Genomic DNA, 15,537 nt, shown 5'->3' with positions numbered 1-15,537 from the left:
CGGTCCCCCGGGGGACGGCGATGCTTGCCGCATAGAGCGACAAGCACATCGCCGACGCGGGCCGGCTAGGGGCGGCCCGGCGCTCGGCCCGAACACCGGTACCAAACGACGCCGGGAGGCGTCATCCTCAATTGCGCGCGACCATCCCCCAAGAACGTGGGGGATCTGGGAACTTCCCGCTTGCAAATGCTCTAACCGCTGGCTGCCCGCGAACCCAGTTCTGGCTTCGTGCTGGCCCCAGCAGCGTCATATCGCGCCGCTACACTCGTTCGCTCCCTGGGGCAGGTGCCCTTTCTCTGCATAACAAGGACCTTCATCAGATGGCAATCCAACAGAACAAGCACCGTGCCCCGCTGCTGCTGGCGGTCGTCGCCGCTGCGGTATTGCTGACGGCCTGCGGCGGTGACAAGGGTGACAAGGCTTCGCAGACGGCGGCCAAGGTCAACAAGGAAGAGATCACCGTCCACCAGATCAATTTCGTGCTGCAGCGCCAGCCGGGCCTCAAGCCCGAGCAGGCCGAAGCCGCCAGCCGCCAGGTGCTGGAGCGCCTGGTCGACCAGGAACTGGCCGTGCAGAAGGCGCAGGAGCAAAAGCTCGACCGCGACCCGCGCGTCGTGCAGCAGATGGAAGCCGCCAAGCGCGAGATCATCGCCAGGGCCTATGCAGAGCGCGTCGGAGAGTCCGTCGCCAAGCCCACCAACGAAGAGATCGCCAAGTACTACAACGAGAAGCCGGCCCTGTTCAAGGACCGTCGCATCTACAGCCTGCAGGAACTGCAGATCGAAGCCCGTCCGGAGCAGTTCGACGCCATCCGGGCCAAGCTGTCGGCGGCCAAGAACCTGAACGAGTTTGCCGAATACCTGAAGGCCTCAGACATCCGCTTCAACGGCAACCAGGCCGTGCGCGCCGCCGAGCAGCTGCCGCTGGCCAGCCTGGACGCCATCGCCAGGATGAAGGACGGCGACTCCATGGTCAGCCCCAGCCCCAACGGGATGATGGTGCTGTTCCTGGTCGGCTCGCGCAGCCAACCCGTCGACGAGACCCGCGCCCGTCCCGCCATCGAAGCCTTCCTGCTGAATCAACGCAAGGGCGAGGCCGTGCAGAAGGACCTCAAGGCGCTGCGTGACAGTTCCAAGATCGAATACGTGGGCAAGTTCGCGCAGCCTGCGTCGGCGTCCGGCAGCGTGTCTTCCGCGGCACCCGTCGTGCCCGCCGCATCCGAAGCACCGGCGCCAGTGGTACCCGCCGCTCCGGCAGCCAGCGGCCTCGATTCCGCTTCCATCTCCAAGGGCATGGGCCTGAAATGATGCGCTTCCATCCATTGCTTCTCGCCGCCGCTGTCGGCTTCAACGTCTTGTCCGCCGCTGCCCAGACGGGCGCAGCCGTGGCACCCGTCACGGCCGCTGCGGAATACCGCCTCGGCGCTGGCGACGTCGTCCGTGTCGTCGTCTACCAGAACCCCGACCTGACGCTGGAGACCCGCGTCTCCGAAACCGGCGTCGTCAGCTACCCGCTGCTTGGCAATGTGCGCATCGGCGGCCTCGGCGTCAGTGCCGCCGAGAAGCTCATTGCCGACGGCCTGAAGAACGGCAACTTCGTCAAGTCGCCCCAGGTCACGCTGATCCTGATGCAGGTCAAGGGCAACCAGGCCAGCGTGCTCGGCCAGGTCAACCGCCCGGGCCGTTACCCGATCGAGACGGCCGACATGCGCATGACCGACCTGCTGGCCAACGCCGGCGGTGTCGCCACGACGGGCGCGGAAATCCTCGTTCTGAGCGGCACCCGCGCCGGCAAGCCTTTCCGCATGGAGATCGATCTGCCCAGCGTCTTCGGCCCCAGCGCCGAGCAAGGGCGTCCGAACGACGTGCTGATCCAGAACGGTGACGTCCTCTGGGTTGACCGCGCGCCGCTGGCCTATATCTATGGCGAGGTGCAGCGCCCGGGCCCGATGCGGCTGGAGCGCGGCATGACGGTGATGCAGGTTCTCGCCGCCGGCGGTGGTCTGACCCAGCGTGGCACCGAGCGCGGCATTCGCGTGCACCGCAAAGGCACCGACGGCAAAGTGCAGGTGATTCAGCCTGGCATGGACGACGGCGTCAAAGATGGTGACGTCGTGTACGTCAAGGAAAGCCTGTTCTGATAACCGATCGAAAGTTCAGACAATGACTTTTGCCCAATTTCTGTTGATTCTGCGTGCGCGCAGATGGCTGGCTCTCGGCATTTTCGCCTTTGTCGTTTTGGGCGTTGTCGGTGTGAGTTTGGTTTGGCCCAAGAAATACACGGGTGAGGCGAGCGTCGTCATTGATGTCAAGCCTGACCCCGTGTCGGCCATGATGAATCCGGCAGCGGCGGCTCCAAGCTTCATGGCGACGCAGATCGACATCATGAACAGTGATCGCGTTGCATTGCGGGTGATTCGCGACCTCAAGCTGGCTCAGGACCCTGCCATTCGTGAGCAATGGCAATCCGATGGGGATGGCAAAGGCACGATCGAACAGTACGTTATCAACTATTTGCAAAAATTCCTTGATATTCGGCCGAGTCGAGAAAGCAATGTCATAAATATTGCCTATAAAAGCCCGGATCCGAAGTTCGCCGCGGTCCTGGCCAATGCGTTTGCCCAGGCTTATGTCGCGACGACCCTAGAGTTGCGGACCAATCCGGCCTTGAATTTCAAGAATTTCTTCGATTCTCAAATCAAGGATTCGAGAACGGCGCTCGAACATGCACAGTCGAAGCTCTCGGCGTATCAACAGGAAAAAGGCATCATCGCTACCGATGAACGTCTTGACGTTGAGAATGCTCGCCTGGTCGAACTGGGTAGTCAACTGACGCAACTGCAGGCCATTTCTGCGGAAAGCTCGAGCAAGGAAGTCCAGGCTCAGGGCGCCAAGGCAGATCGACTCCAGGAAGTCATCAACAACCCGGTCATCGGCGGATTGAAGGTCGACATCAGCCGGGCAGAGGCAAAGCTGCAGGAACTTTCTCAGCGCCTGGGCGAAGCCAATCCTCAGGTCCTCGAAATCAAGGCCAATATCGCCGAACTGCGCAGCCGGATGGATGCCGAAACCCGGCGGATTTCCAGCGCGGTTGGCGTGAGCAATACCGTCAACAAGTCGCGCGAAGGGCAGGTTCGTGCATCCATGGAAGCGCAGCGGGCAAAAATTCTGCAGATGAAGGCGACGCGGGATGAGGGCGCGGTGCTGCAGCGTGAAGTTGAAAATGCGCAAAGGGCCTACGACAACCTGGGCTTGCGCATGAGTCAGACCACGCTGGAAGCTCAGAATACCCAGAGCTACGCCAATATCCTCACGGTGGCGCAGCCGCCGGCGGAACACAGCAGCCCGAGGATTCTCCTCAACACCGTCCTGGCTATTTTCCTGGGCATCTTCATTTCCATTGGCTCAGCGCTGATCCTGGAAATGGCCGACCGCCGGGTGCGCAGCCCTCAGGATGCCGCCTCCGCGCTGGGGCTGCCGGTAATCGGCTTCATCCCGACCCCCACGGCAAAACGATACAAGCAAGGATGGACGGCCGTTACCGTCAAACCGCGTGCAGTTGCCGAACTGCCTTGGAATGATCGCGCTGCCTGAATTGGCGAACCGAACGGTCACCCCTCAAGAAAGAACGAACGTGCAAGCCGATAACCAGAACGCCTTGGCTGACCGCTCCATCGGCAGCATCCTTGCTAATCTGCGCAACCTCACTGCCGAACAGGTCGAAAAGATCGCCTCTCACCAACGAGATAACGGTGTGAGGTTCGGGGAGGCGGCGGTTTCACTGGGGTATGCAAGCAACGACGACGTCATGTTCGCGCTTGCCCAGCAATTCCATTACCCCTACGCGGCCGAAGACAAGCGCAGTGCCAATTCCGAATTGGTCACGTTGAACCAGCCGTTTGGCGTGCAGTCGGAAAGCTTCCGCGCGGTGCGCAGCCAGATCATGATGCGGCTGTTCAATGAAGGCCAGCCAAGACGGGCCATCGCAGTGGTCAGTCCCGACGGTGGCGACGGCAAGACCTACTTTGCTGCGAACCTGGCGGTCGTCTTGGCCCAGCTCGGCGGCAGGACCTTGGTTGTGGACGCCGATTTGCGTCACCCCCGTTTGCACGAAGTCTTCGGAGTCGGCAACAAGGCGGGCCTGTCCGGCATCCTGAGTGGTCGAGCTGAGTCCCAGATCATCCAGCAGGTGCCCGGCGTGCCCAGCCTCTTCCTGCTGCCCGTCGGCAACACGCCGCCCAACCCGCTCGAATTGCTCGAGCGCCCGGCATTCGGTCTGCTGATGCGGGAATTGCTCTCCAAGTTCGACCATGTCGTGGTGGATACGCCTGCTGCCTGCTACGGCAGCGACAGCGCGGTGATCGCGTCGCGTTGTGGCGCCGCGTTGGTGGTGGCCCGCAAGGACAAGGCTCGGGTGGGTGCGCTTCAGGACATGGTCGCGAGCATGAGCGAAACCCCTGCGGCGGTCGTCGGCGTCGTCTTCAATCAGTACTGATGCCTTCACAGGCGCTGCAACCCACCATGACATCGGTTGATTCCGACGGGACTAAGCACGCCGAGGTGCCATTGCGGCGCGCGGGACCTTGGCTGCTGCTGCTGCTGGCGCTCGCACTCCTCTACACCCCAACCTTCGCCGACCTGGCCCGCACGCTGTGGTCGACGGACCAGAACAGCCATGGGCCTATCGTGCTGGCGATGGCGGCATGGTTCTTCTGGTTCCAGGGAAGCCGGATCGCGGCCGACGCTACGGTCGTGCGATCTGCCGAGCCCGTGCTGGGATGGATTGTCATTGCCGTGGCGCTCGCCATCTATGTCGTCGGCCAGTCACAGGACGTCCACCTGCTGTCGGTGGGCTCGCTGCTGCCTATGGCGCTGGGCATCGTGTTGATTTACTTCGGCAGACAGGTCGCGGCCAAGTTGTGGTTCGCCTTTTTCTTCCTGTTCTTCGCCATTCCCTTGCCCGGTGCGGTGGTGGACACGCTCACGCATCCGATGAAGATCGCCGTGTCCTGGGCGAGCGAGCATCTGCTTTGGTTTGGCGGCCTTCCCGTGTCGCGGGCCGGTGTGGTTTTGAATGTCGGGCAGTACCAGCTGCTGGTGGCAGACGCCTGTGCGGGTTTGAACTCGCTGTTCACACTCGAAGCGCTCGGCTTGATGTACATGAACATCCGCCGCCACGAATCCGCGTTGCGCAATTCGCTGCTGGCGTTGCTGATCGTCCCCATCAGCTTTTCCGCCAACGTGATCCGCGTGATCGTGCTGTGCTTGATCACCTACTACCTGGGTGACGCCGCCGGTCAAGGTTTCCTGCACAAGTTCTCTGGCATGGTGCTATTCCTGTCAGCGCTGATGCTCGTGATCGCGACGGACGGTCTGCTGCGACGTATTGCAACTCGTCGGATGCGTTGACATGCTGCTGTTTCAAAAGGCATTGAAAAGCCTCGAGCGACTTCCTCGGCTGGGTATCCGGCCGGCTGTCGCACTTCTCCTGTGCAGTGCCGCAGCCTTGCTTGTCGCGCAGCAGTTGCGACCCACACGGTACGCTGAACGTCAGGGGGTCACGCTCGGCGCCATGCTGCCGCCGACCGTCAAGCAGTGGCGGGAGGTGAAGAGCAATTTGGTGCAAATGTCCCTCACCCCCGAGGGCATTGATCGCAGCGAGGCCGTGGCCGCAACCTACGACGACACGGCGATGACGTCCTACGCGGACCCGAAGGGCAACCTCGTCATGGTGGCCCTGGCCTATGGACGGCTGCAGCGCCAGGAGGGCAAGATCCACCGGCCGGAGCTTTGTTACTCGGCACAGGGTTTCACGGTCAACACCAAGACGACGGTGGCATTGCCGCTGACACCGGGCGGTGCGCCAGATGGACTGATTCAGGTCCACCGTATCGATACATCCAGCAGGAGGCAACGGGAAATTGTCAGCTACTGGATCCGCATCGGTGACCTCTTCTCCGTCAGCGCCTTCGAGACCCGGACTCACATCATGACGGTCGGCCTGCAGGGCGAGATCCCAGACGGCATTCTGTTTCGCGTTTCGCAGGTCGTCCCGAGCGAACTGACCGGACCTGAGCTGGAAGCAGCGTATGCGCGCCAGGAATCCTTCATGGTCGCATTGGCGGGGTCGCTCACTGGTGGCGGCAAAAAGATGTTGATCGGGGATCGGCTTGCACTGCGCGCAGGAGGTAGTAATGCGGCGTCGTGAATGGATGGCTGGCACTGCCGGCGCAATGGCCTTGCTGCCGGGCTTGACGGCCCAGGCAGCCGAGGCTGAACCAGATGACCAGTTCCTTTGTGGGCTGGGCCTGTCGATCAATGACAAGCCCTTGACCCGGGCGGTGACGCTAGCCGCCGGGCTCGGTGCCCGCTCCATACGCATCGACGCGCCCTGGTCGCGCATCGAGGACGCGAATGGTCAGCTCCGCATGCTTCCCGAACTGGATGCGATGGTCGACCAGTGCGTGACCTCCGGGGTCGTTCCATTGCTGATCCTGGCCTATGGCCACCCTCGCTACGGCGGCGACAAGCCCACCTCGCCAGAAGCCGTCAGTGCCTTCAGCCGTTATGCGGCATTCGTGGTCAGCCACTTCAAGGGCAAGGTGCGGCTGTACGACCTGTGGAACGAGTGGAACACCCACACCGGCAAGACACGGCCGGCGTCCGCAGATGAATACATCCAGCTCGCCACAGCGGTCAGCAAGGCCGTCAAGGCGGTCGACCCTTCCGTGCGCCTGCTTTCGGGCGGCATCTCGGACCTGGGTCTGGGCAAGGGCTGGATCGAGCGCTTCCTGAGTCTGGGCGGGCACAAATGGGTCGACGGTTTGTCCATCCATCCCTACAACTGGTTCTATCGTGACCTGCGCACGCCGGAAGCCGCGATGGCACTGGTGGACGACCTCACCGCGCAACTGGACGCTGTAGGCGCGACGTCCATGCCCATCTACGTGACCGAGGTCGGCTGGCCCAGCTTCAGCGGGCGGTATGGCCGCACCGATGCCGAGGTCGAGTCCTATCTGTCGCGCTTCATGCTGCTCGCTGCAAGCCGCAAGCGCGTCGCCGGCGTCTGGTGGTATTGCCTGCGCGACCAGGGCCAGGACATCAGCAACAAGGAGCATCGCTTTGGCCTGCTCCAGTTCGACTACAGCCGCAAACCGGTTGCCGACCATTTCGAGCAGGCTGCAAGCCTGGTCCGGCAGAACGGCCGGCCCGTGCAGCAGAGTGCCAAGGGCGAATATCGACTGCGTTGGAACAAGGCAGGTGCGCCCGCCGTCGGCTGGCAGCCCCAGGGTGAAGCTGCCGTGCCGTTGAATGGCCTCGAGAGGCCTGGCCGCTGATGGACTTCACGTGGCTTCTTTCGTCGGCTTTCTGGCTGGCGATCTTTGGGCTGCCCCTGCTGCTCGCGCTCGGCGTCATGCTGCTGCTGGCGCTGGTGCAGCCCCACCGGTGGCTCTGGGTCGCGGGGGCCACGTCCACGGTTATGGCATATACGCTGCCGGTGGCCGGCATCTTCCCCTCGCTGAACCTGCTGTCGGGTCTCGCGGCGCTGAAAGGTGTACGCGCTTGGCCGCTATGGCGCACGTGGTGGATGCGCTCGGCGGCTGCCATGACAGCCATCCAGCTCATCGCCTGCGTCTGGTCGCCCGCGCCGCTGGCTGGTATTCGTGAGTTCATCTACGTCCTGCCCTTCTTCCTGCTGAGCGGCGCAGCCTTCCAGTACGGCATGCAGAAGCCGGAAGGGCTGGTGCGTCTGTTCGTGCTGATGTTGTGGGCGTCGCTGATCCAGGTGGCCCTCATCATGCTGTTCCGGGTGGCGCCCAGCATCGAGGCACGTTTCATCACCTCGCGGGTGGCGGGGCTGTTCATCTCGCCCAACGTGCTAGCCAGCCTGTTCGACGGCTCGCCCAACAATATCTTCGATCCCGGCAAGGCCGGCGGGCTCTTTGTCAATGCCAATGGCGCCGCCGCCTTCGCGGGCTGCTGCGCCATGGTTGCTTGGCATTTCGGCGGCGCGCTGCGGCGGCTCGACCTGCGAGTGATAGGTGCGTTGAACTGGGCCGCAGTCTTCTTTACAGGCTCCAAGGCCGGCGCGATCTGCGCGGTAGCTGTGCCCATGGTAGTTATAGCCGTGCTCTTCGCCCGAGGCCGGCGCCCCAGCATGTTGCAGGTCGCCTCCGTGTGCTTCTTGCTAGCTGTCATCTCGGTCGCCCTACCCGTTGCCTGGGAGCTGTATAGCCAATCCGGCTTCACGCGTGCGTCTGGCGATACGTTGAGCGTGCGCCAGCGCATCTGGTCATTCGCCTGGGCGTCATTCAAAAAGCATCCGCTGATCGGGCTTGGTCACGGCGGCTGGGAGCTGAAATTCCCGTTCTACGCCTTCGCCAACGGCCTTAACCCCGGTTACCCGCCGCACAACATGTTCATGCTGCTGTGGAGCAAGGCCGGCATCGGCGCCGCGCTGGCGGGCCTAGCCTTCTCGGTGACTTTCCTGTGGGCGCAGTTGCGCTTGGTCTGGGTCACACCGGGCTCGCTGTCGGGCTTGCCGATGGGTGTGTTCGCTGCCTTCCTTTGGGTGTTCGTACAGGCCCAGGGCGAGAACTTCGGCATCCTGGGTGAGCCGCACATCACCACCGTTCTGGCCCTTGTCGCTGGCGGCGTGACGGCCTTGATGCAGTACGGCCGCCGCGCCACATCCCCAGCTCCATGACCTCTGTTGCCCCGTTTCGGCTCGCGGCCTTTCGCACCCAACTGTTCAAACCCTCAGAGCCTTTTATCGCCGAACAGCTGGCCGCGCTGCCTAACAGCGACGTGCTGCTGCTCGGCCGGCAGACTTTTGGTGCGGCCGACCCTCGTATCGCGAGCTGGTCCGTCGCTTCCCGAGGCCTGTGGCAGGCCCGCTTGGCTGGCGCTCTAGGTTGGCCTGACTACTACCGCCAGCCCATCCAGGGCCACCGCGCGCAGGTGATTCATGCCCACTTTGCCGTCGACGCTTTCCAGGTGCTGCCCACGGCGCGCCGCCTGAAGCTGCCCTTGCTGACCACCTTGCATGGCTTTGACGTCACCACCCACCGCTCCCACTTCCTGCGCTCGCGCAAGCCGTCGCTGATGCGCTTTGCGCTGGGCATGCAGCGGCTGCAGGAGCAGGGCGACCAGTTCATCTGCGTCTCCGAGTTCATGCGCCAGGAGGCACTGAAGGCCGGCTACCCTGCCGCGCGCCTGCAGGTGCACTACATGGGCATTGACCCGCGGCCATTTGCCCCGGCCTCGCACAACGGCGCGCCGCAGATCCTGCACGTGGCCCGGCTGGTCGACAAGAAGGGCACCGCCTACCTCATCGACGCGTTCGCCAGGCTGGCGGCTCGCCACCCCGAGACGAGGCTCACCATCCTTGGAGACGGACCGTTACGCGGCGCGCTTGAAGCTCGCGTGGCGGGCCACGGATTGCAGGGCCGCGTCGAGTTCGCCGGTGCCGTGCCCCACCGCGTGGTGCGCGAACGCATGGCCCAGGCCAGCGTGCTCGCGCTGCCGTCTGTCACGGCCCCCAGCGGTGACTCCGAAGGCCTGGGCCTCGTGCTGCTCGAAGCCGCGGCCAGCGGTCTACCCGTGGTGGGCACGCTGCATGGTGGCATTCCCGAGGCTGTCAGCGATGGCCGCAGCGGCTTTCTCGTGCCTGAACGTGCCGTCGAGCCATTGGCCGACGCCCTCGACGCCCTGCTGGCCGATGCCAGCCTGCGCCGTCGCATGGGCGACGCGGGCCGCGCCCTCGTGCATGAGCGTTTCGACATCCAGGCGCAGTCGAGCAGCCTGGAAGGCATCTACCGGGCGGCGGCATGAGTGCGCACCTTCACGTGCTCGGCGTGTCCCGCACTCTGCCGTTCCACAGCATCGGCGGCATGCAGGCCATCGCCTGGGACGTCTTCCGCATGCTGGCCCAACAAGGGCATCGCGTCACCGTGCTCACCACCGCCATCCCAGGGCGTGAAGCACCGTTCGAGGCCGACGGTGTTCGCGTCGAACCGCTGTCCAGCGCGCCGCCCGAGCGCTATTCCGCAGCCTGGTGGCGTGAGTCCGACTCCGCCGCACTGCGTGTGCATGCCCGCGACCCCGTCGATGCGGTCCTCAGCATCAGCTCGGCGGCGGCCGAGATGCCGGGCTTTCGCGCAGCCGCGCCCAGCGTGCCATTCGTGTTCCAGGCCCATGGCACATCCTGGGGCGAGTTCCAGTCCAAGTGGCGTTCAGGCCAGCCTCTGCAGTGGCTCAAGTCCGCCAAGAACCTGCTGTGGATCTTCAAGGACGCGCGCATCTACCGCCGCTTCGACCACATCGCCCTCTGTGGCGACGTGCTGGCCCGGCAGTTCAGCGACTGGCCCATGCCCTGGGTCGCCGGGCAGGTGCCGCGTGAAGTTATCCGCAACGGCATCGACACCGAGCGATTTCGCCCCGATGCCGCCGCTGCTGAGGCAGTGCGTCAGCGCTTCGGCATCGGGCCGGACCGGCCTCTCATCGTCTTTGCGGCGCGGTTGCACCCGCAAAAGGGCGCACGCCAGTTGCTGCAGGCTTTCGAACGCCTCGCGAGCTGTGATCCCGCGCCCCATTTGTTGATCGTGGGTGGTGGCGAAGACGAGGCTGCGCTGCGGGCTCAAGCCCAGGCCAGCACCCATCGCAGTCGCATTCACTTCACCGGTGCCGTAGACCGCGGTGACATGCCCGCCCTGCTCGCGGCGGGCCAGGTCTTTGCCTTCCCGAGCCTGCGCCAGGAGGGCCTACCCATGAATGTGCTGGAGGCCCTGGCCTGCGGCCTGCCCGCTGTCGTGTCCGAAAGCATGCGGCCCGTCTTCCTGCCCTCGCTGGGGCTGCGCTTCAGCGACCCCAAGGACGCCGACGCCCTTGCCGATGCCCTGGCGAAGGCGCTGGCCGAGAACCGCGACGGTTCTCCCGCCCGCAGCCGGCTGACGCCCGAGTACGCGCTGCCGGAGTGCGCGCAGGCCTACGCGACCCTGCTCGCGCAGCCCCGGGCCTGACGTACATGCAGGGGCTCGTCAAGCGACTGCTGTTTGGCGGCATCGCCGGCAAGGTGCTGGGCGTGCTGCGGGAGCTGGTGGCTGCGTGGTGCTTCGGCACCGGGCTTGTCGCGAATGCCTACCGATTGGCGCAGGCCGCGTTCCTGCTGCCGCTGCACGGTTTTGTCTCCGATGTGGTCAGTGGCGCCTTCACGCCGCACTATGCCAGGCTGCGGGCGACTGACCCTGCAGCAGCGCAGCAGCTGTTCGCCGCGATGCAACGCACCCTGCTGGCAGTGGCAGTGCTTGTGGCCATCGGGTTGGTGTTCTTGGGCGACCATCTGGTCGCCGTCATGGCGCCCGGCTTCAGCGCCTCGGCGCGCGAACTTTCCGCCCGCTTCGTTGCGGTGCTGGCGCCCGCACTGCCGGCCTATGTGCTGGTCGGGCTGTACGGAGCTACAGAGCTCGTGCATGGCCATGGTCGGGTGCTGACCGCACGGGCATCGGTACAAAGTGCTGGTTTGCTGATCGGTACCTTGGCTGCGTGGGTCTTTGGCCAGCCGCTGCTCATCGCCGTGGGATTTGTGGCTGCCTACCTGGGGCTGCTCGTCTGGGCGGTGAGGATCAACCGCGAGCTGGGGTTGAGCCTGACCGCCAAGGTGGGGTCTTGGCGCAGTTGGCGCCTGACGTTGACTCCCGTCGCGCGGGTATTCCTGGTGCTTATGTGGGTGCCCCTGGCATTGCAGGTTTCTCAAGTAGTGGAGCGGCGGGTGGCCTCTGAGCTTGAGGCCAACGCCGTGGCGGCGCTCGACTATGCACGCTTCATTACCGAGACGCTGCTCATTCTTATCGCGATGCCTTTTGGTATGGCCGGTCAGGCTTCGATGCCGACCATGGACGAAGCGACGTTCCGGCGGCATGCCGTGAATTCACTGCGGACGTTGATTATCGTCGGTGCGCCGATTTCGGTTTTCTTGTGGGCCGAAGCCACCTGGATCGTAAAAGTCGCGTTACAGAGAGGCGCATTCAGCCAGCAATCCGTCGATGTGACGTCGTCCATTCTCTCGGCCCAGGCGCTTGGCGTCGTGTTCCTCTTGACGGGATATGCCGCGCAGAAATTTCTCAACGCCCGGGGAAAGAATGCATTGGTGTTGTGGGTGGCTATTACCGGGGTCGCGGTTTCGGTCGCCATTAATCTTTTCCTGCAGCGGGTCTTCGGGGTTGCGGTTTTAGGCGTTTCAGTTGCAGTTGCCGGCGTGTTCGTAGCAATTCTGGCTTGCTATTTGCTTGGTTTGTTGCGCGAGCTGTGCAGCAAGACGTGGCCGTGTTTGTCAGTTGCCGCGCTCCACGTTTGCGCGATTGCGTCGTTTCGATATGCCTTTGCATCGCATGTCGGTGCGGAGGTGGCGCTTGGCGCACTGATATGGTTCCTCTTCATCGGCATTCATGGACCCTCCAGGCGGGTTGTGTTGGATGCCGTGAGGGCCGTGCGCAGAAGGTAGATGATGAAAATTCGTTTCAAGTTTGTCTTCGGTCTGATTGGAAATGTGCTGCGCAAGCTGAGATATGGTGAGCGCTTGGAATTTAATATTTTCAACGTCTTCATTCACCCGACGACGCGTATTGAAATTTCCGGTTCCGGAAAAATAAAATTTGCTGCGGGACGCAGGATATATATCGACCGAGGCGGATTGATTCGCTCCTCGGGCGGGGTGATTGAGATCGGTGCGGGATTCTTCATGAATCAAAATTGCATGATCGTCTCGCACGAGAATATATCGATCGGTTCCGAAGTGATGTTCGGGCCAGGTGTTTGTGTTTTTGATTCGGATCATTCAATGCAGCTTGACGGGCGTCCTTTTTCATCGCAGGGTTATAAAAAAAGCCCTGTGAAGCTGGCAGATAACGTCTGGGTAGGGGCCAATGCGGTCTTGACGCGGGGTTGCAGCGTGGGTGCCAATACCGTGGTCGCGGCGAATTCCGTCGCCAAAGGCGAGCTTGAAGCCGCTTCGGTATATGCGGGAGTGCCGGCGAAAAAAGTCAAATCGCTTGTGAGCTGAACGGAATCGATGATGTTTGATATTGTTTTACTCTCCACGGCCGACTGGGACAATCCGTTCTGGACCAACAAGCAGCACGTGGCCTGCGAACTGGCCCGCACCGGGCACCGCGTGCTTTATGTGGAGTCGCTCGGCCTGCGCCGCCCTTCCGCCAGTGCGCAAGACATGGGCCGCCTGTGGCGGCGGCTCAAGCGCGGCTTGAAGCGCCCGCGCGAGGTGAGGCCCAACCTCTGGGTGTGGTCGCCGCTGGTGGTGCCGCTGCAGCGTTTCGCGCTGGTGCGTGGCCTCAACCAACTGCTGGTGCGTGGTGGCTTGAAGCTGTGGTCCATGGTGCTGGGCCTGAAGCCCACGCTGCTGTGGACCTACAACCCGATGACGGTGCGCTTTGTGAAGCTCGCGAGCTATCCGCACACGGTCTACCACTGCGTGGACGAGATCAAGGCTCAGCCCGGCATGCCGGTTCAGGAGATCGAGCGTGCCGAAGGCGAGCTGATGGCGCAGGTGGGACTGTGCTTCGTGACGGCAGAGCATCTGCTGGAGACCCGGCGGCTGCAGAACCCGCGCACCTACTACTTCCCCAATGTGGCGGAGTTCGACCACTTCGCCGCGGCGCGCTCCGCCGAGCTGCCCATTCCGGCAGACCTTGCCGCCCTGCCGGGCCCGCGCATCGGCTTCGTCGGGGCGATCAGTGGCTACAAGGTGGACTTCCCGCTGCTGCGCCGCATGGCGGAGGCCCACCCCGAGTGGAGCATCGTGCTCATCGGCAAAGTGGGCGAGGGCGATCCGTGGACGGATGTGAGCACCTTGCAAGACCTGAAGAACCTGCACTTCGTGGGCCCGCGCAGCTATGCGGAACTGCCGGCCTATCTGAAGGGCTTTGACGTGGCGATCCTGCCGAGCATGATCAACGAGTACACGCGCGGCATGTTCCCGATGAAGTTCTTCGAGTACCTGGCCGCGGGGCGTCCGGTCGTGTCGACGCAGCTGCATGCATTGAAGGCCTATGGCCACGTGGCTTGCCTTGCGGACGACCATGTCGCCTTCATCGCCGGCGTCGAGCAGGCCCTGGCCAGCCAGGTGGCGCCCCTGGAGGCCCGCCTGGACGCTGCGCGTGACCAGACCTACGAGCGCCGCACCGCACGCATGATGGCGCTGCTTGCGCAGCCGCAGGCGGCGGCCACCGAGGCCGCCGCGCGCTGAACCTTTCTATCGACTGCGACATGACCCAACAACTTGTTGCCACCCGCGCCCCGCGCGTGGCCATCGTGCATGACTGGCTGACCGTGTATGGCGGTGGCGAGAAGGTGCTCGAGAAGATGCTCGAGACCTGGCCGGAGGCCGACCTGTTCAGCGTGGTGGATTTCGTGCCCGAGAACCTGAGGTTCTTCCTGCGCGGCCGTACGCCCAAGACAACCTTCATCCAACGCCTGCCCTGGGCCAAGACGAAGTACCGCGCCTACCTGCCGCTGATGCCGCTGGCGATTGAGCAGTTGGACCTCTCCTCCTACGACGTGGTGCTGTCGAGCAGTCATGCCGTTGCCAAGGGTGTGATCACGGGGCCAGACCAGGTGCATGTGAGCTATGTGCACTCGCCCATCCGCTACGCCTGGGACCTGCAGCACCAGTACCTGGCCGAGGCGGGCCTGGTGAAGGGGCTGAAAAGTGCCATCGCGCGGTTGATCCTCCACTACATGCGGCTGTGGGACACGCGCACGGCCAACGGTGTGGATGCCTTCGTGGCGAACTCGAAGTTCGTTGGACGGCGCATCGCCAAGGCGTACGGGCGCCAGTCGACGGTGGTGTATCCACCGGTGGACATCGAGCGCTTCTCGCTGCGCGAGCAGAAGGAGGACTTCTACCTGACCGCTTCCCGCATGGTGCCCTATAAGAAAATCCCGCTGATCGTGCAGGCCTTCGCCGGCATGCCGGACAAGCGCCTGGTGGTGATTGGCGAGGGCCCGGAGTTCGACAAGGTGAAGGCCGTGGCCACACCGAACGTGCAGGTGCTGGGCTACAAGTCGACGCCAGAGCTGATCGATCACATGCAGCGAGCGAAGGCATTCGTGTTCGCGGCGGAAGAGGACTTCGGCATCACGCCGGTGGAGGCCCAAGCCTGCGGTACGCCGGTGATCGCCTATGGCAAGGGGGGCAGCCTCGAGACCGTGCGCGGGCAGCCGGGGGACGTTGGCCGCACAGGGGTGTTCTTCAAGGAGCAGACGGTGCCCGCCATCCAGGCGGCGGTGCGCGAGTTCGAGGCGGCGCGCGAGGGGTTCTCGGCCATGGCTTGCAGGGAGCACGCGGTGAGCTTCGCCCCGCAGAACTTCTCAAGTCAGCTTCGTGCGGTAGTGGAAAAGGCCTGGGCCGCATTCAACTGACCCGCGAACGCGTAAGCCCGCGTGCCGCCGCTCGGCGCAAACGCGGGAGCGTTCACTAGAAGCCGGGTACTGCCGCTGCTGCACCGTTGACGCGCGTGCAGCA

14 protein-coding genes are annotated in these 15,537 nt (G+C 63.7%); all 14 read left to right on the top strand.

All coding sequences use genetic code 11. The features are described 5' to 3' along the window. The first annotated feature begins 320 nt into the window (after positions 1-320). Genes AC1D2H_RS01115 through AC1D2H_RS01050 form a run of 14 tightly spaced genes read left to right on the top strand, consistent with a single transcriptional unit; the run spans position 321 to position 15,434 of the window. A complete protein-coding gene (locus AC1D2H_RS01115; RefSeq protein WP_478009584.1) occupies positions 321-1,307 on the top strand; it encodes an EpsD family peptidyl-prolyl cis-trans isomerase in 987 nt (328 codons plus the stop codon). Beyond that, positions 1,304-2,140, top strand: a complete 837-nt coding sequence (gene epsE, locus AC1D2H_RS01110; protein ID WP_478009583.1) for a polysaccharide export protein EpsE — start codon at positions 1,304-1,306, stop codon at positions 2,138-2,140. The genes AC1D2H_RS01115 and epsE overlap by 4 nt, the downstream gene beginning before the upstream one ends. 22 nt (positions 2,141-2,162) lie before the next feature. Further along, positions 2,163-3,593, top strand: a complete 1,431-nt coding sequence (gene epsF, locus AC1D2H_RS01105; RefSeq protein WP_478009582.1) for a chain length determinant protein EpsF — start codon at positions 2,163-2,165, stop codon at positions 3,591-3,593. After that, entirely contained in the window at positions 3,577-4,494 is a 918-nt protein-coding gene (locus AC1D2H_RS01100) for a polysaccharide biosynthesis tyrosine autokinase (RefSeq protein ID WP_478009581.1), read from the top strand. Before epsF ends, AC1D2H_RS01100 begins: the two co-directional genes overlap by 17 nt. Further along, positions 4,494-5,408, top strand: a complete 915-nt coding sequence (gene xrtB, locus AC1D2H_RS01095; protein WP_478009580.1) for an exosortase B — start codon at positions 4,494-4,496, stop codon at positions 5,406-5,408. The genes AC1D2H_RS01100 and xrtB overlap by 1 nt, the downstream gene beginning before the upstream one ends. A 1-nt stretch (position 5,409) precedes the next feature. Then, the gene (locus AC1D2H_RS01090) at positions 5,410-6,207 is read left to right on the top strand and encodes an exosortase C-terminal domain/associated protein EpsI (RefSeq protein ID WP_478009579.1); all 798 of its coding nucleotides are present in this window, start codon (positions 5,410-5,412) and stop codon (positions 6,205-6,207) included. A 25-nt stretch (positions 6,208-6,232) separates the two neighbouring features. Beyond that, positions 6,233-7,336: a glycosyl hydrolase gene (locus tag AC1D2H_RS01085; protein WP_478009578.1), complete on the top strand. Its 1,104-nt coding sequence runs from the start codon at positions 6,233-6,235 to the stop codon at positions 7,334-7,336. After that, positions 7,336-8,706: an O-antigen ligase family protein gene (locus AC1D2H_RS01080; protein ID WP_478009577.1), complete on the top strand. Its 1,371-nt coding sequence runs from the start codon at positions 7,336-7,338 to the stop codon at positions 8,704-8,706. The genes AC1D2H_RS01085 and AC1D2H_RS01080 overlap by 1 nt, the downstream gene beginning before the upstream one ends. Further along, positions 8,703-9,833, top strand: a complete 1,131-nt coding sequence (locus AC1D2H_RS01075; RefSeq protein WP_478009576.1) for a glycosyltransferase — start codon at positions 8,703-8,705, stop codon at positions 9,831-9,833. The genes AC1D2H_RS01080 and AC1D2H_RS01075 overlap by 4 nt, the downstream gene beginning before the upstream one ends. Beyond that, complete coding sequence (locus AC1D2H_RS01070; RefSeq protein ID WP_478009575.1) at positions 9,830-11,020, top strand: glycosyltransferase family 4 protein; 1,191 nt, start codon at positions 9,830-9,832, stop codon at positions 11,018-11,020. The genes AC1D2H_RS01075 and AC1D2H_RS01070 overlap by 4 nt, the downstream gene beginning before the upstream one ends. A gap of 5 nt (positions 11,021-11,025) precedes the next feature. Beyond that, on the top strand, positions 11,026-12,501 hold the full coding sequence (locus AC1D2H_RS01065; RefSeq protein ID WP_478009574.1) for a lipid II flippase MurJ: 1,476 nt from the start codon (positions 11,026-11,028) through the stop codon (positions 12,499-12,501). A 3-nt stretch (positions 12,502-12,504) separates the two neighbouring features. Then, a complete protein-coding gene (locus AC1D2H_RS01060) occupies positions 12,505-13,059 on the top strand; it encodes an acyltransferase (protein ID WP_478009573.1) in 555 nt (184 codons plus the stop codon). Positions 13,060-13,071: 12 nt separating this feature from the next. After that, positions 13,072-14,259: a glycosyltransferase gene (locus tag AC1D2H_RS01055; protein WP_478009572.1), complete on the top strand. Its 1,188-nt coding sequence runs from the start codon at positions 13,072-13,074 to the stop codon at positions 14,257-14,259. A 20-nt stretch (positions 14,260-14,279) separates the two neighbouring features. Further along, complete coding sequence (locus AC1D2H_RS01050; RefSeq protein WP_478009571.1) at positions 14,280-15,434, top strand: glycosyltransferase family 4 protein; 1,155 nt, start codon at positions 14,280-14,282, stop codon at positions 15,432-15,434. Positions 15,435-15,537 lie beyond the last annotated feature (103 nt).

The organism is Roseateles sp. P1_C1_2, assembly GCF_056406535.1.
Note: the sequence above shows the minus strand (reverse complement) of the source record. Positions and strands in the feature narration are given on the sequence as shown.